At 52.6% G+C, this 18,780-nt stretch carries 18 protein-coding genes; 12 read left to right on the top strand and 6 right to left on the bottom strand.

Annotated features, from left to right (window positions below; genetic code table 11):
* Positions 1-168: 168 nt before the first annotated feature.
* The 8 genes from BM025_RS04400 (at position 169) to BM025_RS19715 (ending at position 6,117) form a co-directional block, all read left to right on the top strand.
* On the top strand, positions 169-1,011 hold the full coding sequence (locus BM025_RS04400; RefSeq protein WP_085847981.1) for an AAA family ATPase: 843 nt from the start codon (positions 169-171) through the stop codon (positions 1,009-1,011).
* Between the two features lie 68 nt (positions 1,012-1,079).
* The gene (locus BM025_RS04395) at positions 1,080-2,510 is read left to right on the top strand and encodes a DUF2927 domain-containing protein (RefSeq protein WP_244515452.1); all 1,431 of its coding nucleotides are present in this window, start codon (positions 1,080-1,082) and stop codon (positions 2,508-2,510) included.
* 69 nt (positions 2,511-2,579) lie between these two features.
* On the top strand, positions 2,580-2,744 hold the full coding sequence (locus BM025_RS04390) for an apolipoprotein acyltransferase (protein WP_085847739.1): 165 nt from the start codon (positions 2,580-2,582) through the stop codon (positions 2,742-2,744).
* 34 nt (positions 2,745-2,778) lie between these two features.
* Complete coding sequence (locus tag BM025_RS04385) at positions 2,779-3,963, top strand: vWA domain-containing protein (protein WP_085847740.1); 1,185 nt, start codon at positions 2,779-2,781, stop codon at positions 3,961-3,963.
* Between the two features lie 123 nt (positions 3,964-4,086).
* Entirely contained in the window at positions 4,087-4,491 is a 405-nt protein-coding gene (locus BM025_RS04380) for a hypothetical protein (RefSeq protein WP_085847741.1), read from the top strand.
* A complete protein-coding gene (locus tag BM025_RS04375; RefSeq protein WP_085847742.1) occupies positions 4,488-5,171 on the top strand; it encodes a DedA family protein in 684 nt (227 codons plus the stop codon). Before BM025_RS04380 ends, BM025_RS04375 begins: the two co-directional genes overlap by 4 nt.
* Positions 5,172-5,176: 5 nt before the next feature.
* Positions 5,177-5,860 (top strand): M48 family metallopeptidase, encoded by a 684-nt coding sequence (locus BM025_RS04370; RefSeq protein ID WP_085847743.1) that lies wholly within the window; start codon positions 5,177-5,179, stop codon positions 5,858-5,860.
* Positions 5,861-5,895: 35 nt separating this feature from the next.
* Positions 5,896-6,117: a DUF6434 domain-containing protein gene (locus BM025_RS19715; protein WP_085847744.1), complete on the top strand. Its 222-nt coding sequence runs from the start codon at positions 5,896-5,898 to the stop codon at positions 6,115-6,117.
* Between the two features lie 4 nt (positions 6,118-6,121).
* Here BM025_RS19715 and BM025_RS04360 read toward each other — a convergent pair whose 3' ends face one another.
* The 3 genes from BM025_RS04360 to BM025_RS19095 all read right to left on the bottom strand — a co-directional run bounded on the left by BM025_RS04360 (position 6,122) and on the right by BM025_RS19095 (position 8,269).
* Positions 6,122-6,664: an RSP_2648 family PIN domain-containing protein gene (locus BM025_RS04360; RefSeq protein ID WP_085847745.1), complete on the bottom strand. Its 543-nt coding sequence runs from the start codon at positions 6,662-6,664 to the stop codon at positions 6,122-6,124.
* Between the two features lie 13 nt (positions 6,665-6,677).
* Positions 6,678-7,883 carry an RSP_2647 family RNA methyltransferase gene (locus tag BM025_RS04355; RefSeq protein ID WP_085847746.1) on the bottom strand — a complete coding sequence of 402 codons (1,206 nt, stop codon included), beginning with the start codon at positions 7,881-7,883 and terminating at the stop codon, positions 6,678-6,680.
* 215 nt (positions 7,884-8,098) lie between these two features.
* Complete coding sequence (locus tag BM025_RS19095; protein ID WP_170842115.1) at positions 8,099-8,269, bottom strand: RSP_7527 family protein; 171 nt, start codon at positions 8,267-8,269, stop codon at positions 8,099-8,101.
* Positions 8,270-8,672: 403 nt separating this feature from the next.
* Between BM025_RS19095 and edd the strand changes: the two genes are divergently transcribed.
* Together edd and eda are read left to right on the top strand one after the other, a co-directional pair.
* Positions 8,673-10,478, top strand: a complete 1,806-nt coding sequence (gene edd, locus BM025_RS04350) for a phosphogluconate dehydratase (RefSeq protein WP_085847747.1) — start codon at positions 8,673-8,675, stop codon at positions 10,476-10,478.
* Between the two features lie 175 nt (positions 10,479-10,653).
* Positions 10,654-11,295, top strand: coding sequence for a bifunctional 4-hydroxy-2-oxoglutarate aldolase/2-dehydro-3-deoxy-phosphogluconate aldolase (gene eda / locus BM025_RS04345; RefSeq protein ID WP_085847748.1), 642 nt, complete (start codon positions 10,654-10,656; stop codon positions 11,293-11,295).
* A 37-nt stretch (positions 11,296-11,332) separates the two neighbouring features.
* Here the strand turns inward: eda and BM025_RS04340 are convergent, their stop codons facing one another.
* The 3 genes from BM025_RS04340 to BM025_RS04330 all read right to left on the bottom strand — a co-directional run bounded on the left by BM025_RS04340 (position 11,333) and on the right by BM025_RS04330 (position 15,309).
* A complete protein-coding gene (locus tag BM025_RS04340; protein WP_085847749.1) occupies positions 11,333-11,830 on the bottom strand; it encodes a protein tyrosine phosphatase family protein in 498 nt (165 codons plus the stop codon).
* Positions 11,831-12,126: 296 nt separating this feature from the next.
* On the bottom strand, positions 12,127-12,471 hold the full coding sequence (locus BM025_RS04335; protein ID WP_342027539.1) for a hypothetical protein: 345 nt from the start codon (positions 12,469-12,471) through the stop codon (positions 12,127-12,129).
* A gap of 48 nt (positions 12,472-12,519) precedes the next feature.
* Positions 12,520-15,309: a [protein-PII] uridylyltransferase family protein gene (locus BM025_RS04330; protein WP_244515450.1), complete on the bottom strand. Its 2,790-nt coding sequence runs from the start codon at positions 15,307-15,309 to the stop codon at positions 12,520-12,522.
* Positions 15,310-15,424: 115 nt separating this feature from the next.
* Here BM025_RS04330 and BM025_RS04325 point away from each other — a divergent pair, with 115 nt between their 5' ends.
* Together BM025_RS04325 and BM025_RS04320 are read left to right on the top strand one after the other, a co-directional pair.
* The gene (locus BM025_RS04325) at positions 15,425-15,898 is read left to right on the top strand and encodes a YbaK/EbsC family protein (protein WP_085847750.1); all 474 of its coding nucleotides are present in this window, start codon (positions 15,425-15,427) and stop codon (positions 15,896-15,898) included.
* Positions 15,899-16,101: 203 nt separating this feature from the next.
* The gene (locus BM025_RS04320) at positions 16,102-18,639 is read left to right on the top strand and encodes a PAS domain-containing protein (RefSeq protein WP_085847751.1); all 2,538 of its coding nucleotides are present in this window, start codon (positions 16,102-16,104) and stop codon (positions 18,637-18,639) included.
* Positions 18,640-18,780: the final 141 nt, after the last annotated feature.

The raw sequence follows: 18,780 nt of genomic DNA, 5'->3' as shown, positions 1-18,780 counted from the left end.
TCGCCGATTGTATAAGTGTTGTCACTTATCCCCCATCGACTACCTCCAATTGCCGCTCATTTACCCTCTTTGACAGGGGATGTCACTAGGATATCTCCCTCGAGTTGTACCTTTGTGAAGCGCTGCTATGATCTGATCGAAATCTCTTTAAATTGGGCAGGCTTACCGATGAAATTTGCGTCAACTGATACCTACATTGCACCGCAAGACTTGGCTGTGGCCGTCAATGCCGCCATCACGTTGGAACGCCCGCTGTTGGTCAAAGGTGAACCGGGCACGGGCAAAACCGAACTGGCGCGTCAGGTGGCGCACAGCATGGGGTTGCCAATGATCGAGTGGAACATCAAATCCACGACCCGAGCACAACAAGGCCTGTATGAATACGATGCCGTGTCACGGCTGCGCGACAGTCAGCTGGGCGATCCACGGGTCGAAGATGTGAGCCATTACATCAAAAAGGGCAAGCTGTGGCAGGCCTTTGAGGCCGATGAAAAAGTGGTACTGCTGATTGATGAAATCGACAAAGCCGATATCGAGTTTCCAAACGATTTGCTGCAAGAACTCGATAAGATGGAATTCCACGTTTACGAGACGGGCGAAACCGTGCGCGCAAAGCATCGCCCTGTGATCATCATCACCTCAAACAACGAAAAAGAGCTGCCAGATGCGTTTTTGCGCCGCTGTTTTTTCCACTACATTCGCTTTCCCGACATGGATGTGATGCGCCAGATCGTTGAGGTGCATTTTCCCAAGCTGAAAGACCGTCTATTGACCACCGCCTTAACGCAATTTTTTGAAATTCGCGATACGCAGGGGCTTAAGAAAAAACCATCAACATCAGAAGTCTTGGATTGGTTGAAATTGCTGCTTGCAGAAGACCTAAGTCCAGAGGACCTTGCACGGGATGGTGCCAATGCACTGCCAAAACTGCATGGCGCTCTTTTGAAGAACGAACAAGATGTGGCCCTATTTGAACGCTTGGCCTTTTTGGACCGCAAGGGACACCGCTGATCGTAAAAATCACCTTCCTGCCCGAGATCCGCTCTGGCAGGCCTTGCCCCCACCAAAGGCCGTTCCGAGTGTTTAAATTTGCCCACAGACTGCGCGGCACTGCGCAAAAATTCACCCAGAGCTGGGCGCACATAACACGGATGCAATTGGCGGTGCTGGCCTGTGGTGTTTTGATCGGATGTGGCACACCGCAAAATCAACCTGCACCACAAAACACTGGCACAGCCCCCTCATATGCACTTGAATTGCCGCAAATGAAGCGTTTCAACTCCCTGCGCCCTGCCCCTATACGGCGCTCAAATTCAGCGATTGCGCGTGATTTTTTAGACCTGAGTTTTCAGCTTGAAAATGGCACAGATCTAACGCAGTTCACGCGGTTTGAAGGCCCCATCACCCTGCGTGTGACAGGCAATTCGATTCCCGCCTCTTTGGGGCCTGACTTAGATATTTTGATCAAGAGATTGCGGTCCGAGGCGGGCATAAACATCACCCGTGTTGCCCCCAGTGTAGACGCGAATATCACCATCCAAACCCTGCCACACAGCGAGCTGCGACGCCGTGCGCCCAACACGGCCTGCATTGTGGCGCCGAACATCTCAAGTTGGGACGGCTTTCGCAGATCACGCCGCGCCAATCTGAGCTGGGCTGCGGTGACACGGCGTGAACGCTTGGCGATCTTCATCCCCAATGACGAAGCACCACAAGAAATCCGCGACTGTTTGCACGAAGAATTGGCGCAATCGCTTGGGCCGCTCAACGATCTGTACCGGCTTGATGACAGCGTGTTCAACGATGACAATATTCACTCCGTCTTGACCGAATTTGACATGCTGATTTTACGAGCGACCTATGCGCCCGATCTGCGCAATGGCATGACCCGCGATGAGGTTGCGCTGCGTTTGCCCGCGATCTTGAGCCGCCTGAACCCTGCGGGCGATCGCATCAACACCCCCCGCATTGCCCCGACACCGCGTGTATGGATTGACGACGTATCGATTGCTATGGGGTCGCAAACCTCAGTGTCGGCGCGTCGCGCGGCAGCCAAACGTGCGGTTCTCACGGCCAGAGCCCAAGGTTGGAACGACACGCGTACAGGATTTTCGTTATTTTTGTTGGGTCGTCTGTCAGTGGGCGCAGATCGTGATTTGGCCGATGCTGCTCTGACACAAGCCCATGAGATTTACTCTGCCCGCGCCTCGACCGCGTATCACGCCGCCCATGTTGCCTTGCAATTGTCGGCGATAGCATTGCTGGAACGTGACTATGATGGGGCCTTAAAGCTGACAAGCGCCGCCATGCCTGCCGCCTATGATGCGGGCAATGCAGCGTTGTTGGCATCACTGATGTTGACCAAAGCCGAAGCCCTCAGGGCAATTGGTCGCGCCTCAGAAGCGCGGCTGGTTCGGCTCGACAGTCTCGGCTGGGCGCGGTATGGATTTGGTACAGATGAACAGGTTCTTGCTCTGACACGCGACATCGCAAATCTCGCGCGGCGTTAGGCACCCTGTTCCCCCAAAAACGTTCCGAACAGCGTACACAGCCTGTTTGGCAGATGAGGAACACAGAATATGATCGTCATTCTTTTGGCCATTATCGGCGCAGCTCTTGGTTGGCGCATTGCGTCAAAGCGCGAGGGAAATCGGCTTGATAAACTGCAATATGCTGCGGCATTAATGCTTGGGTTTAGCGTCATCGGTTTGTTTCTAACGCTGATTATCGACACATTCATCTAGGCGCGGCGCACAGTCTGCCCCAGCGAGCCCAACCATGTTTCTGCCCTTTTTCCAAACTCTGCGCAGTCAGAACATCCCAGTGTCTTTGCGCGAATATCTTGCGTTTCTCGAAGGTATTTCAATAGGCTTGGCGCGGTATGACATTGAGGAATTCTATTTCCTCGCCCGCGCGATCATGGTCAAAGATGAACGCAACTTAGACAAATTTGATATCGCCTTTTCACAGTCCTTTCAGGGTCTTGAAGACATTTCATCAAGTGAAGTGTTAGACGCGATTGATCTACCGCAAGACTGGCTGCGCAAAGAAATTGAAAAACATCTAAGCCCCGAAGAGCGCGCCGAGATTGAAGCGCTTGGTGGCTTTGATGTGTTGATGGAAACACTCAAACAGCGACTTGCAGAACAAAAAGAGCGCCACCAAGGCGGATCAAAATGGATCGGCACCGGCGGCACATCGCCCTTTGGCGCCTACGGTTATAACCCCGAAGGTGTGCGGATCGGACAAGATGCATCACGCCACAGACGCGCAGTAAAAGTCTGGGATAAACGCGATTTCAAAAATCTAGATGACACCGCGCAGTTGGGCACGCGCAACATCAAACTTGCGATGAAACGCCTGCGGTCTTGGGCCCGTGATGGCGCGCATGATGAGTTGGATTTAGACGGCACCATTCGTGCCACGGCTGAAAACGGCTACCTTGATGTCAAAACGCGCCCCGAGCGACGCAATGCTGTAAAAGTGTTGATGTTTTTCGATGTCGGCGGGTCAATGGATGATCACATCAAAGTGGTCGAAGAACTATTTTCCGCCGCCCGCTCTGAATTCAAACATCTTGAATACTACTATTTCCACAACTGCCTTTACGAAGGTGTGTGGCGCGACAATGTCCGCCGCTGGACAGCCCAAACGCCAACCCAAGACGTATTCAACACCTATGGCAAAGACTACAAAGTCATTTTTGTCGGCGATGCATCAATGTCGCCCTATGAAATAGCGATAAAGGGCGGCGCAAATGAACATTACAATGCTGAGAGCGGCGAAGTTTGGTTACAACGCGCACGCCAACACTGGCCCGATCACATTTGGCTCAATCCCGTCCCACAACAACACTGGCGTTTCACCCAATCCATTGCCATGATACGCACACTGTTCGATGACCGTATGGTGCCCATGACACTTGAGGGCCTCACAAAAGGCATGAAACTTTTGGGAAAATAGGCGTGCAGCAACGTAAAATAAAAGCACACACGTATAAGAATAGATGACACTGACTTAACGCCCACGATAGGCTTAGATTTCAAGATTGGCTTTAAGATTAGCTCACAAAAGGATAGCTCACGCGTGATACGTTTCATCAAACGCCTTTGGTCCAGCGCGCCTTTTGCCGTGTTGGTTTTGGCCGCATCTTTGATCGTCGCTGGCGTGTTTGCGGCTAGATCCATCGCCTTTTGGGCCTACTGGAATGACCCCGCGCACCGCGCACAAGCCATCGAACCTTGGATGACGCCCAAGTATATTTCCCATTCTTGGCGTGTGCCCCCAGACATTGTGATTGATGCCATGGGCCCGTTTGAGCACGTCAAAAAAGGCCCCATGAGCCTTGAACACATCGCGGCCACGCAAGACGTAGACCCACAGGTCATCGTGAATGCCATCCAAGACGCGATCCAAGATTTCACCGATGAAAGACAAAACGCCACCTCAAAACTGAAGCCCTCCAAGCGCTTACCACAGGGCGTAAAATGACAGATACGATTTTTGCGCTTATCACCACATACGGATACATCGGCGTTTTTGTTTGCGCCTATTTGTCCTGCCTTTTGGTCCCTGTCCCAACATCTTTGATGATGTTGGCAGGGGGTGCATTGGCCGCATCGGGCGATTTGTCAGCACCGATTTTGATCACAGCCGCCTTCACAGGTGCGGTTTTAGGTGACCAAACAGGGTACTTTATTGGCCGCAGGTTTGGCAGACGTGCATTGACTCGATTGTCGTACAACCGTGCGCGCGCCAAAGTCATCGCCCGCGCCGAACAAACCGTCGAAGATCGTGGTGGCATTGGCGTGTTTTTCTCAACCTGGTTGGTTGCCCCGCTGGGCCCCTATGTCAACGTCGTGGCAGGGGCCGCAGGGCTAAAATGGGCCAGGTTTACGGTGGCTGATATCTTGGGCGAAGCGATCTGGGTCAATCTATACATCTGGCTCGGCTTTGCTTTTGCAGGCAGTTTGACGCTCGTGGCCGAACTTGTGGGTGATGTGATGGGTTTGATCGCGGCGCTTGTGATCGCGGCCAGTGCGGCCCTTTGGATTGCCCATGTTTTGCGCGCACAGCGTATGGCGGATAGGTCTGACGCATCACATCCCGCAACAGATGAGAAAAATGCACCCCCCGCCCCCTTTGTCGCAGGCTCTGAAAGCTCTATATAAAGCTTATGTTAAAGTTTGCCCCAATTCTTATCGCGTTGATTTACGGATATGTGATGTACCGCACATCGGCCGCGCGCTCGTCTCGTGACTTGGCCCGCAAGTCTGCCGAACTTGCCGACACAGCCCTGCGCGAACAGTTCATGCGGCTGGCCCATGCGCTTGACCTGCCCCGTGTGCAGGTGTTTTTATACGACATCGACCCTGTAAATGGCTTGGCCGCCCCTGACGGCAAGGTCTATATCACACGCGGGTTCTACCAAAAATTCCGCGCTGGCGAAGTCACGTCAGAAGAAATGGCATCGGTCGTCGCGCACGAGCTGGGCCATGTTGCCTTGGGCCATTCGCAACGGCGGATGATTGATTTTTCCGGTCAAAATGCCCTACGCACTGCTCTGGCAATGGTGATTTCGCGGTTCATCCCTTTTGTCGGGGTCTATATTGCCAGCGCACTGACCAATATGCTGGCCGCGCGCCTGTCACGCCGCGATGAATTCGAAGCGGATGCCTATGCCTCAGCCCTGTTGCACAAATCTGGTATAGGCACTCACGCGCAGAAGTCTTTGTTTTTAAAGCTCAACAAGCTGACAGGCGCCCACGGCGCAGCCACCCCCGCGTGGTTTATGAGCCACCCTAAAGTGGAAGAGCGGATCAAAGCGATTGAGATGAATGAGGCGAAGTGGCAGGTTTGAGTTAAGTTATCGTAGCAAAAGCGAAAGGACTTTAGATGAACCTAGACTGGCATGCAGCCCCACTTAGCCGAGACACCAAGATAACGCCCAGCTATAAAAACACACAAAATGTGCGGCGGTTTTTGCGACAAGAATGCGGCGCACATTTCAAATTTGACCGGCCCTTTATGCAATGGATCAAAGACGGGACAGATTTAACGCTGGGGGATGTTGCAGACGAATGGACGCGACGACAAACCACGAGAACAGACGTGTAGCGGATCAACTCAACGCTTTCCCCAACCGTGGCAATCGCGCTTTTTTCATCAGTTTGCGCATATCCCACGGCTGGCCAGATAGGCGCTCGGCAGTGAGGCGAACCTGTTCGCAAGCGTCCCCGACCAGATCGGGATGATGCGAAGCGAGCTCCCATAGAAATCCATCAGGGTCACGCCGCTCGACACCTTCTTCGCGCAGGGTATTTTGTGGAAAATCGGATGCATTCATGGTGACAAGTTCGTCCGCATTGCCAGCAATTGCGGCGGCCAGAACGTGGATGTCATTTTCATCGGGCAAATACAGCCGCGCTTGCAATCCTGAATGGGGTTTGATGCTGGCGTTTGGCCATGCGGCTTTGATCAAAGCCACTTCAGCGCGGGCTTGCGCCTCGCCCGTGGGGCCGATTTTGCGCGCCGCGCGCGCCCATTCTTCTAAAATACGTTCGGACCATAGCGGGGTAAAGAGCCCCTTGGCGGCTACATTCAACAGAACCTCACGCATAACCGTGGGGTAGAGAACGCAGGCATCAAGGAGCACTTTTTTCATATATTTGAAACCCTTACGGCATCATGCGGTAGAATAGACCTTTAAGATATCCGCTTTCCGCAAGCTGCGGCATGAGCGGATGATCCGCGCCAGCAAAGCCCGTATGGATCAACTGCGCAGAACGGGTTGCACGGCCAATGCCACGGTTGCAAGAGTTGCGGAATTTTTCCAGATCGGCAGCGTGCGAACACGAACACAGTCCCAAATATCCGCCATCGTCCACCAAAGCAGCGGCCATTTTGGCAATGCGTTCGTACGCCCGCAGACCTTTTTCCAGTGCTGGTTTTGACGGAGCAAAAGCGGGTGGATCACAGATGACCACATCGAACTTTTCGCCCTCAGCCAGCAAAGCCGCCATGGTGTCAAAAGCATCGCCTTTGCGCGCAGTAAATTTGTCAGAGACGCCCATAGCGGCAGCGCCCTGTTCAGCCAATTCAAGTGCCGCAGCAGAGCTATCAACACAAGTGATAGAGGCCGCATCAGCAGCCAAAGCCGCCAAGCCAAAGCCGCCGACATGCGAAAATACATCCAAAACGCGTTTGCCGCGCACAAGTTTTTGCGCATAGGCATGGTTGTCGCGTTGATCAAAGAACAGGCCCGTTTTTTGACCGCCCATCAGGTCCGCCATATAGGTGGCCCCGTTCATGGACACAGGAATCACGCCGTCAACAGCGCCTTCCATAATCTCAATTTTCTCGTCCAAACCTTCCAGTCCGCGCGCGCGACCAGTGCCGTTCATCACGATCGTGGTGGCGCCGGTGACGGATTTGAGCGCAGCAACAAGTGGCGCGATCAAAGTATCGGCCCAAGCGGCGTTGGGTTGAATCACCAATGTATCACCAAAACGGTCTACGATCACGCCAGGCAAGCCATCGGATTCGGCGTGGATCAAGCGATAAAACGGTTCGGAATACAGCGTCTCGCGATGCTGCAATGCGTGCTTGACGCGCGCGGCAAACCAAGCCTCGTCAAACTCCATGTCAGGATCGCGATCCAACACACGCGCAAAAATGCGACTGTTTGGGTTCACGCCAACAAGGGCAAGAAAGTTACGCTCCGCATCCTCAAGCCGCGCAATTGCGCCGGGTGTGAGGGTTTTCGTGCGGCGGTCGACAACCAGCTCATTGTCAAACACCCAAGGGCTGCCGTGGCGAATAGCGCGGGCATTGGCTTTGGGTTTGAGACGAATGGTGGGCAATGTTTCAGAAGGATGCGTCATGCACTTCTCTTACTTAGGTTTTGCGCGCCATGAAAGAGGGATCGCACACCCCAAGAAGAACTATAGGTGATTGAATGCCTGTTTGTGCATCATCGCGCACGCCCAGCCGCCCAAAAATAAGAAAGTCCCGCAAAAAATGCGAGACTTTTCTATATGTCCAAACATTCGGACGATATTTATGCTATGCTAAAAGGCATAGCTCAGCGACTGGCAAATTAAGCTGCTGTGTGTGCTGTGCTGTTTGCGGCTGTTGTGTTTGATGTGAACAGACGACGTACAGATTTAGAAATGTAGGCAACCATGTCACGTGTCGCTTGAGCACGAAGAGCACGGGCGCGAGATTCGATTGCAGTGATGTCGATGTGGGACAAGTTTTCGTTAGTCATGTTAGTTACCTCTTGGGTCAGTCGATTGTATTTGGCGACCTGCAACTCTTTTCCAAAAGCACCGCCGCCTGTTGATCAATACTTAGCGTATGGGATCTGGCATAACCACTTCCCTTTGCGAAACCCCGCCATGCGCCTGCTGCATTGCAGAATAATAAAAGGTAAACGCCCTCTGTGATCCGAAGTATCAAGATTTATCGGCGTCACATATATGGTGCTAGAAACATGATACCTGCGACACTCTTTCCCTATGTCCATTTTCAATTTGACTGGACATTTTGGCGCATCGCGCATACGTTAGCGCTAACAAGGTGTGGTTTAGCGCTAACACTTGCTATACGCAGCATCTCAGACAAACACAGCACGATCTACATGACCCTCACTTGACCAAAGGCCCGCTCAAATGTCTCTTAACGCACAGATCAAAGCCGTCACGGACCGCATAACAGAACGCTCACGCCCCACACGTGAAGCTTATCTTGAGCGCATGAATGCAGCCGCAGAAAATGGTCCCGTACGCGCGCATTTGACATGTGGCAACCAAGCCCACGCCTATGCTGCAATGGGTGCAGACAAAGACGCATTGGTCGCTGAACGCGCAGCCAACCTTGGGATCATCACGGCCTACAATGACATGTTGTCCGCACATAAACCCTATGAACACTACCCCGATATCATTCGCGACGCGGCCCGATCCGTCGGTGCAACTGCGCAGGTTGCAGGCGGCGTACCTGCCATGTGTGATGGTGTCACCCAAGGCCAGCCGGGCATGGAACTGTCCCTGTTTTCACGTGATGTAATCGCCTTGGCTGCGGGTGTTGGCCTGTCGCACAACTGTTTTGATGCGGCCGTGTTCTTTGGTATTTGCGACAAAATCGTACCGGGTCTGGTGATGGCGGCCGCAACATATGGTCATATTCCATCCATTTTCGTCCCTGCAGGGCCGATGACCTCCGGCATTCCAAATGATGAAAAAGCCAAGGTGCGTCAACAATTTGCCACAGGCGAAATTGGTCGTGACGAGTTGATGAAGGCTGAAATGGCGTCCTACCACGGTTCAGGCACCTGTACGTTCTACGGCACTGCGAACACCAACCAGATGTTGATGGAAGTCATGGGGCTCCACATGCCAGGCGCATCTTTTGTCAATCCGGGCACCGAACTGCGCGATGCTTTGACCACAGCTGCGGCCAAACGCGCGCTTGAGATTACCAATCTGGGCAATGATTTCAGACCCACATCGCAGATTTTGGATGAAAAAGCCTTTGTGAACGGCCTTGTCGGCTTGATGGCCACGGGCGGCTCAACCAATCTTGTTTTGCACTTGCCAGCAATGGCACGGGCTGCGGGGATCATTCTGGATTTGCAAGATTTCTCTGACCTGTCAGAAGCTGTCCCGTTGATGGCAAAAGTGTACCCGAATGGCTTGGCTGACGTGAATCACTTCCATGCGGCAGGTGGGCTTGGCTATATGATTGGTCAACTTTTGGAAAACGGCTTGCTGCATGAAGACGTGAAAACCGTCGTGGGCGATGGCCTGTCTTTGTACACCAAAGACCCAAAAATCAAAGACGGCGAACTGGTGTTTGTGGATGGATCGAAAGATACCTTGAATGATCGCATCCTGCGCCCTGTTTCAGATGCGTTCCAAAAAACCGGTGGCCTGAAAGAGCTAAAAGGCAATATTGGGCGCGGCGTGATGAAAGTGTCTGCAGTCGCCCCAGAACGCCGCATTGTCGAAGCTAAAGTTCGTATTTTCCACGATCAACGCGATGTAAAGCCCGCCTTTAATCGCGGTGAATTCACCGAAGACACGGTTGTTGTTGTGCGCTTCCAAGGACCGCGCGCCAACGGCATGCCCGAATTGCACTCGCTCACGCCGACCCTATCAATCTTGCAAGATCGCGGCCTGAAAGTCGCGCTTGTCACTGATGGGCGCATGTCTGGTGCGTCAGGCAAGGTTCCGGCGTGTATTCACGTGTCGCCCGAAGCCGCCAATGGAGGCCCGATCGCAAAGCTGCGCGATGGTGACATGGTGCGTGTGGATGCCGAAGCCGGCACTCTTGATGTGCTGGAAAAAGATTTCGACACGCGTGCCCCCGTTGAGATTGACCTATCCGGCAATACCTTTGGGTTGGGCCGTGAATTGTTCGAAGTGTTCCGCCAGAATGCAGGCAACGCAACCGAAGGCGCGGCCACAATCTTGTAAGTGACCAAGTATATAAACGGAAAAGCCGCTCTGATCCCTCGGGCGGCTTTTCCACAAGATAAGCTTCACCAGCCCTTGTAAATATGTGGCAACTCTGTCGATCTCTTGACCTGAGCGCTCCAATAGGTTTGTTAGGGCTAACATAGTTAAGTATTGCGGCAAAAGGAGCCCCATCATGACACCACAAGAGGCCAGCATCGCCTGCGCACAGGTTTGCGCACTTGCCCCCGTCGTTCCCGTTCTCGTTGTCAACGATGTGGCCCATGCCCGTCCTTTGGCCGAGGCGCTTGTCGCTGGTGGGCTGCCCGCATTGGAAGTCACCCTGCGCACATCTTGCGCGCTTGAAGTGATTGCTGAAATGGCCAAAGTTGAGGGGGGCACCGTTGGTGCAGGCACCCTTTTGACCCCAGCAGATGTTCAAGCCGCAAAAGCAGCGGGCGCAAAATTTGGCGTCTCTCCTGGGGCAACAGATATGCTTTTGGACGCGTGTGAAGCGCTAGATATGCCGCTTTTGGCTGGGACATCCACAGCCTCAGATGTGATGCGACTTTTGGAACGCGGTTACACCGTTGCCAAATTTTTCCCCGCAGAAGCCAACGGTGGTGCCCCTGCGTTGAAAGCTATTGGTGCGCCTTTGCCACAAATGAAGTTTTGCCCAACCGGCGGTATTTCGTTGAAAAACGCGGATCAATACCTGTCTTTGTCCAACACGCTTTGTGTTGGTGGTTCATGGGTTGCGCCAAACGATCTTGTGATCAAAGGCGACTGGAAAGCCATCGAAGAATTGGCCAGCGAAGCCGCCGCCCTGCCACGCTAAAAGCGCGGCAATACCAGCTTAAAGATCGCGCCGTGGGTCACGCAGACTTACGGTGCAATCCATTTGAACTATACCGAGTGGCCGTGCTTTTCGGTGGATTGAAACTTGCAGCATACGCCATGCTTGCATTGTGTTGGACTGACAATGCCCCTCTTTGCATTGCATCAACGCGCCGCTCAAGGCCCTTGCGGTGACTGCCATTGTGTTTAACGTCGAACATTGTCCAAAGCGTCGCAGGCCGCGTGCCAGAACGGCAATAGGCCACGATCGGTTTGGGACAATCTAAAATAAGCTCATCAAATGCATTTTGGTCCTCGGGCGAGGCACCGACAGCTTCAATTGGAAGATAAACAGCTTTAATTCCATAGCGTTTCGCCATTTCAGCAATCTTGGCAAACGCATCAAAATCACCGGTCTCACCATCTGGCCTGTTGCAGATCAGTGTTTTATATCCAGCGTGCACCAAACTTTCGATGTTTTGTGCCTCGACTTGATTGGCAATACTAAACATCCCGTTGATCCGTCTGACTTGCATTGTAAACTTACCTTTAAAAATCGGCGTACTACGCCCCAAAATTCAATTTTGCCCAGCCAGTCAAGACTGACAAGACGCGGCAAAAGCCCCTTTGAACGCTCAAAAGCATTCATTAAATTGTTGTATGGGCTTTCGTTGTATTGGTCGTAAAGTTATCTTGTTCTTAGTCGCAGCAATGTAATGACTTTCCGCAACAACAGTTAAAAAAGACTTATTGATCGTGCCAAAGCACGTCGTGATTTAGATAGAATTGTTAATAATAGAGACCGCGATGATCAGCGATGAAACCGCTCTATTTATTGACCGCGGCGCGCCCGTGATCCGCCCCGCCGACCGCTGGGCCCAAGCAAACTGCCAAGCCCTTCGCGTAACACCAACGTCATAGGATGCTGGTCCTGTGGGCCTTGTTCATACAGGCCAAGCAATCTGCGAATGGCAATATCAGGCCGCAAATCTGGTCCAAGTTTTATCGCCCAATCTAAGAAAATAGACCGCGCCTCAGACAGAGTTATATTTTCAATACGATAGGATTCACGGATCAATCCACCGGGATCGAGCGCGTCATCATAATCAAGTGTTTCGCGAGGTGCCAAAGCGTGAATTCCTTTGTCGGCCAGTGTGTAAGCCAGAATGTGATCCAAAGTGATAGCTAACCTCTGCATGCAGCCAAAACAAGTGTATCGTTCGGCTCAAAGCGGCGGCACAGAACGGTTCAAAACCCGCGACAACACGTCAGCAGCGGCATCGCAAGCGTCAGAGATTTGATCTGCCAGCACATCAATGCTTTCGGCCTTGGTGGAGCGCAGTAAAAAATCACGCCCATCGGTGCCAATCACCGCAGGATCTAACACGCCCCCCGTCAACAAACGGGCCGCCGATTGCAAACGCCATGTCAGTCGATAAGTCGTGCGCAATATGTCGTGTTCATCGGGGGTGATCCACCCAGCACGCACCCCGCATTCCAATTGGGCATAGATATCTTGTGTGGGCGAACTGGTGATCAAAGCGGCGGCTTCGGCCAGCAATTCAATATCCATCATACGCCCCGCGCCACTTTTAGCATCCCACGTGGAACCAGGTTTGGCCTGCGCCAAGCGCGTGCGCATTTCCATTGTCTCTTGGCGAATTGCCGCGTCATCCTTGCGCGATTGCAGCAACTCTATGCGAAACGCCTCAACGGCCTGCGCCAAAGACGCATCGCCCACAACGGGGCGCGCACGAGTCAACGCCAAATGTTCCCAAACCCAAGCCTCGTTGCTTTGATAGGATTTGAAACTTTCAAGCGATGTGGCAACAGGACCGGATTTTCCAGAAGGGCGCAATCGCATGTCCACCTCGTACAGGCGTCCTTCGGCAGTTTGAGCCGTCACAGCCGTGATCAAAGCTTGGGTCAAACGCGCGTAATATGTTCGTGCGGCCAAGGGGCGTTTGCCATCGGAATACTCAACCCCATCCGCATCATAGATCACGATCATATCAAGATCAGAGGCCGCCGTCAGCCGCCCTGCCCCAAGGGACCCCATGCCCAACACCAAGGCCCCGCGCCCCGGCGGTGTGCCGTGTTTTTGCGCAAAGGCATCGACAACCACAGCGTAAAGCGCCGAGATAGACGCAGATGCCAAATCGCAATACTGCTGACCGGCTTCGTCCGCTGAAATCAGACCACGCAATTGATGCACGCCAATGCGAAAATGCCATTCTTTGGCCCAACGGCGCGAGGCATCCAGCGCATTTTCGTAATCATCTGTACGCGCCAACAAGTGTGCCAGCTCAGATTCCAACGCGGCACGCCCCGGCCAAGGGGCAAAAAACGCCCCCCCAATCACAGCGTCCAAAACGGCCGCATTGCGCGACAGATATTGCGCCAAATGCGGCGCTGTTGATGCGATATCAAGGATCAAATCAATCAGCTGTGGATTTGCCTCAAACAATGCAAAAAGTTGAACTCCTGCAGGCAATCCCCGCAAGAACCCATCCAAATGCGCGGCTACTTCCAATGGGCGATCTTGGGCTTGGATACGGGTCAATATCTCACGTTCCAAACGCTCAAAAATAGCCTGAGCCCGCTCAGATCGCAGCGCAGGGTAGCTTTGCCAACGCGATGTAATCGCACGCAATTCCGCTGATTGTTCCACACCAGACACATCCATCTCTGCTGGCGCAAAAAAACCTTCGGTCACGTCATGTACACGGGCGCAGCGTTGTAAAATATCGGCGCGCATCGACGCGGTGTCCGTGCCCATAAGATGCGCCAAACGATCAAATTCTTCTGGCGTGTTTGGCAAGCTGTGAGTCTGCTGATCGCGCAACATTTGCAAGCGATGTTCTACCTCGCGGTGCGCGGTGTAATCGGCGATCAAAACGTCTCTGGTCTCACCTTCGATCCAGCCCTTGTGCGCCAAAGCGCGCAAAGCATCACAAGTCCCACGTTGACGCAACTCTATGTCACGCCCGCCAGCAATCAATTGACGGGTTTGGGCAAAGAATTCGATTTCACGAATACCCCCAGACCCCAATTTCATGTTGTGCCCTTCCAGCTTAAGCGCCCCGCCCAGCCCTTTGTGTTTGCGGATTTTTAGCCGCATATCATGGGTCTCTTGGATCGCAACGAAATCAAGATGCTTGCGCCAAACAAACGGCGTCAACGTGTCTAAAAACTCAGCACCGGCTTTGATATCGCCCGCCGCAGCCCGCGCTTTGATATAGGCGGCACGCTCCCATGTGCGCCCGACGCTTTCATAATAGCGCTCTGCAGCATCCATAGCGAAACACACAGGCGTCACAGACGGCTCTGGGCGCAACCGCAAATCCGTGCGAAAAACATAACCCTCAGCCGTGAGTTCCGACAAAGATGCCATCGCTTTGCGGGTCGCGCGAATGAAACCGGCACGGGCCTCCATACGGTCATCAAGGTCGAAACGGGTTTCATCAAACAGGCAGATGAGATCAATATCAGACGAATAATTCAACTCGCCTGCCCCGTGTTTTCCCATGGCCAAAGCCACCATACCACCGCAGCTTTCGATGTCATCTTGGGTCTGCCCCGGCAGTTTGCCTCGCGTGATTTCGCGACCGACATGCAGACGCAGCGCCGCGTGTGTGGCGTGATCCGCCAGATCCGACAAAGCTCCCGTGACCTCATGCAAGGCCCAAACGCCCGCCAAATCGCACAAGCCCGCCAGCAAAGCGATGCGGCGTTTGCCCATGCGCAACCCGTCATCCAAAACATCCGGCCCAAGCCCGTCGATGCGTGTCAGTTCCGCCGCCAACGCCGCCTCAGGATCATCAAAACTTTGCGTGATCCAATCTGCTTCGCGCAAAATCAGGCCGTGTAAATATGGGGCGCTGCCCGCTGTTCCCATAATCACATCACGCAGCGCCCCAGTAACATCAGGCACTGCCGCCAAAGCATCAGCGCCGCGATCAGGTTCATAGGCGCGCGGAATCCGCGTAATACGATTGGAAAATTGTCCTGACACCTGTTGCTCTCCGATTGATTGGGCACGTTATAAGACCCAGCATGCAAGGCTTGTGCAAGGCCCAATTGCATGCAAATTTGCGTGCAAGCAATCCACACAAGGCTAGGGAAAGTCTATGTCAAAAAGTCTTAAACGGGTTGAAACGGCACTGGCAACCTCAGGTGTCGCGGTGCAAATCATAGAAATGGACGGCGAGACCCGCACAGCCGCGCAAGCTGCCGATCAAGCGGGCTGCACATTAGATCAAATCGCCAAATCCATCATTTTCCAAGGCACAACCTCAGGTGATATCTATCTGTTTATCACCGCAGGCGGGTCTATGGTTGATGCACTCAAAGCGGCTGATGTCGCTGGCGAAGATTTGACTCGCGCAGATGGAAAACTGATCCGCAAAGTAACGGGGTTTGCCATTGGTGGCGTGTCCCCAGTTGGGCATTTGAATGCCCCACATCTGTTTTTTGATCCAAAGCTCGATGATTTTGATGTGATTTGGGCCGCTGCCGGCACGCCGCGACACATCTTTTCAATCAGCCCGACCCAGTTGCAACACATCACCCAAGCCAAACGCGCACATTTCACTGCCCGCTAGAGCAACCAAGATAAAATGTGTTGAGGAAGCCCGTCGGCTGATCGCTTAAATCCATCAAGCGCAAACAGAATTTAAAACAAACCCGTTGAAAAGTTTGACTGGTATTAGGTTTCAACAGTGCCATTGGACCCGAAGGCAATCCTAGGTTAGGCTCAAAGTCAGATCAGTCAACATTGACGGGTCTAAACTGTTTGGAGACTGTTATGTTCGCATTCGTTTTGCAAAATCTGACATCTTTGCTTTTGGCAGGTGTCCTTGTGTACGTCGTTTACGCGTCGGATCGGTTGAGAAACAAACGACCTGTTCAACAAATGCTTTTGGGTATTATTTTTGGCGTGATGGTGATGTCGCTTGGTATGAACTCAATCTCGTTCAAAATCATTCCAACCCAATTTGACGCCAAAGCTGGGCCACTCATTTTCGCGGGCTATCTTGGTGGGCCAATTGGCGCTGTGATTGCTGGGGCTTGCGGCGCACTCTATCGATATTCGCAAGGCGGAGCCGCTGTTAACATCGGTATCTTTATGAACCTTGCGACCCCGGCCATTGGGGTTGCCGTATACTATCTGCGCCCAGCCCGAAATTGGCCTGTTACGTCAAAATCAACAGCTGCCTACCTTATGCTGGCGCTCGCCTTGCTTCATATTGTGCCGCTTTGGTATCTGAGCCGTGTCAATCAAGACCCCGATGCGCATGTTATCGCCGCACAGGTAGCAGTCGGATTTGCATCCATCGGTGTTTTGTCGACTTTGGTGACATGGCAAGTTCTAAATTACGCATTTCGCTTTGCCAATGTTACCGTTGAAAGCGCAGATTCTGTAAAAAAGCTGGATTTGGCAATGCAAATGTCAGGCATGGGAATGTTTGACCAAAAGAAAGACAGCCTTGGACCTTTTTTTGATGAAGGATTGATGTCAATCTACGGGCTGGACAGACCCGCTGGACAGGTCCTGATGCCTGAATGGGAAGCCTTGATTCACCCAGAAGATTTGCCGCGCTTGCAACGAGAAAGACAGCAGATGTGGCAGGGCACGCAAACATTGAATAAAACAAATTTTCGCGTGCAGCGCTCCGATGGAACGCTTCGGTATATTCGCGCAAGCTGGATCGCCGATTTGGCCAAAGATGGCACAACAAGCCGGATCATAGGTATGCATGCAGACCTAACAGACATTCGAGATTCTGAAAAATTGCTACAAGATTCTCGAAACCGCCTTGAGCACATCATTGAAAAGCTTCCGGGCGTGGCTTTGGAAGTGGATGGAACGGGCCCCGATGGCCCCAAGTTGTTGTACATCAGCCCCAAATGCCACAAAATTTGGGGGGTTACAGACCAAGAATTCTATGCCGACCCCAGTCTATTGATGAAAATGCATGATCCCGACGACATCGAAAAATTTCTTAAGGTTTTGTATGAAAGCTTTGAAACAGGCGAACCTATTTTTCATCGATATAAAATCACCACACGCGACGGGCAAACGCGCTGGCTTGATTACCACGGTGGTACGGATATCGAAAAAGGCAGAGCACTGATAAAGGCCATCATTCTTGACGCCACAACCGAAGTCGAAGCGCAAAAGAAAATGGAAAGAGAAAGTGAAATTTCCCGCCGTGCTCAGAAAAACGAAAGCATCGGCCAACTCACAGGCGGTGTGGCCCATGATTTCAACAATCTTCTGGCTGTGATTTTGGGCAATTTAGAACTGTTAAGTGATCGCGACGTGCCCCCAGTCGAACAGGATTTGATCGATACAGCCATTACAGCCACGTTGCGTGGCGCTGATTTGACCAAAAACATGCTCGCTTTTGCGCGGCAGGCTCCATTGACCCCTGTCGTTTTGGATCTAAACAGCGTTGTGCGCGAGGCAAAGAACTGGATCGGGCGCACATTACCGGAAAGTGTCAACGTGGAAACATCGCTTCTGGCAGGGTTGTGGCCTGTAAAAGCGGACCGTGCATCACTGGAAAGTGCACTGTTAAACCTAACATTGAATGCGCGTGATGCTATGGAAGGCCACGGAAATCTGACGATAGAAACCGCAAATGTGCGCATTGATCAGGCCTATATCGACGCCCGAAATGAAGAACTTGCACCGGGCCGGTATGTGATGCTGGCGGTCAGCGATACTGGACCCGGAATTTCACAAGACACCCTCGCCTCTATTTTCGAACCCTTTTTCACGACAAAACCCCCAGGTCTGGGGTCTGGACTTGGCTTATCGATGACGGACGGCTTCATGCGTCAATCTGGCGGCACCGTCCAAGTCTATACAGAAATCGATCAAGGCACGACTTTTAAACTCTATTTCCCTGCAACCAACATGCAACAAGAACAAATTACTACACCTGAAATGACGGATCACAACCCTGCACATAAAGGACACAAGTTGCTTGTGGCAGAAGACGAAAAATCGGTGCGCGAAACATTGGTTAAAGTGCTCGAGCACTCTGGGTACCATGTCACGGCGACTGCCTCTGGCGACGCAGCCTTTGCCACCTTCGAAGCAGATCCAACCTTTGACCTATTACTCACTGACATCGTGATGCCCGGAAAATTGCAGGGGACGACCCTCGCCAAAGCCCTCAGAGCACGATGGCCAGCCCTGCCAGTGATCTTTATGTCTGGTTATGCAAGCGAAGCGACAGTACATGGAAATGGTCTAAGACCCGAAGACATCCGAATGATGAAGCCCGTGCAGCGCACTGATCTTTTGGATGCCGTCGCAAAAGTTCTATCATAAGTGTCGCAAAACCTCATCCTGCCCCATACTCGAAAATCAAAAGGTGTTGGCGACATCATGTTGGCACGCGACAAGAATAGACACATGTACAAAAGCTAAATGCCTATCTAAGCACAAATTCAGCATAGGTCCCATGATGCA

It is taken from the genome of Pacificibacter marinus (genome assembly GCF_900109555.1).
In the GTDB taxonomy this organism is placed as follows: Bacteria; Pseudomonadota; Alphaproteobacteria; order Rhodobacterales; family Rhodobacteraceae; genus Celeribacter; species Celeribacter marinus_C.
The sequence above is the reverse complement of the archived record's forward strand: the minus strand, read 5'-3'. Positions and strand labels throughout refer to the sequence as shown.

Coding starts and splice junctions, on each gene's coding strand:
- eda (WP_085847748.1), top strand. CDS start 10,654: ATGACACCACAAGAGGCCAGCATCGCCTGCGCACAGGTTTGCGCACTT.
- BM025_RS04325 (WP_085847750.1), top strand. CDS start 15,425: ATGTCAAAAAGTCTTAAACGGGTTGAAACGGCACTGGCAACCTCAGGT.
- BM025_RS04385 (WP_085847740.1), top strand. CDS start 2,779: ATGTTTCTGCCCTTTTTCCAAACTCTGCGCAGTCAGAACATCCCAGTG.
- BM025_RS04355 (WP_085847746.1), bottom strand. CDS start 7,883: ATGACGCATCCTTCTGAAACATTGCCCACCATTCGTCTCAAACCCAAA.
- BM025_RS04360 (WP_085847745.1), bottom strand. CDS start 6,664: ATGAAAAAAGTGCTCCTTGATGCCTGCGTTCTCTACCCCACGGTTATG.
- BM025_RS04390 (WP_085847739.1), top strand. CDS start 2,580: ATGATCGTCATTCTTTTGGCCATTATCGGCGCAGCTCTTGGTTGGCGC.
- BM025_RS04320 (WP_085847751.1), top strand. CDS start 16,102: ATGTTCGCATTCGTTTTGCAAAATCTGACATCTTTGCTTTTGGCAGGT.
- BM025_RS04340 (WP_085847749.1), bottom strand. CDS start 11,830: ATGCAAGTCAGACGGATCAACGGGATGTTTAGTATTGCCAATCAAGTC.
- BM025_RS04400 (WP_085847981.1), top strand. CDS start 169: ATGAAATTTGCGTCAACTGATACCTACATTGCACCGCAAGACTTGGCT.
- BM025_RS19095 (WP_170842115.1), bottom strand. CDS start 8,269: ATGACTAACGAAAACTTGTCCCACATCGACATCACTGCAATCGAATCT.
- BM025_RS04375 (WP_085847742.1), top strand. CDS start 4,488: ATGACAGATACGATTTTTGCGCTTATCACCACATACGGATACATCGGC.
- edd (WP_085847747.1), top strand. CDS start 8,673: ATGTCTCTTAACGCACAGATCAAAGCCGTCACGGACCGCATAACAGAA.
- BM025_RS19715 (WP_085847744.1), top strand. CDS start 5,896: ATGAACCTAGACTGGCATGCAGCCCCACTTAGCCGAGACACCAAGATA.
- BM025_RS04370 (WP_085847743.1), top strand. CDS start 5,177: ATGTTAAAGTTTGCCCCAATTCTTATCGCGTTGATTTACGGATATGTG.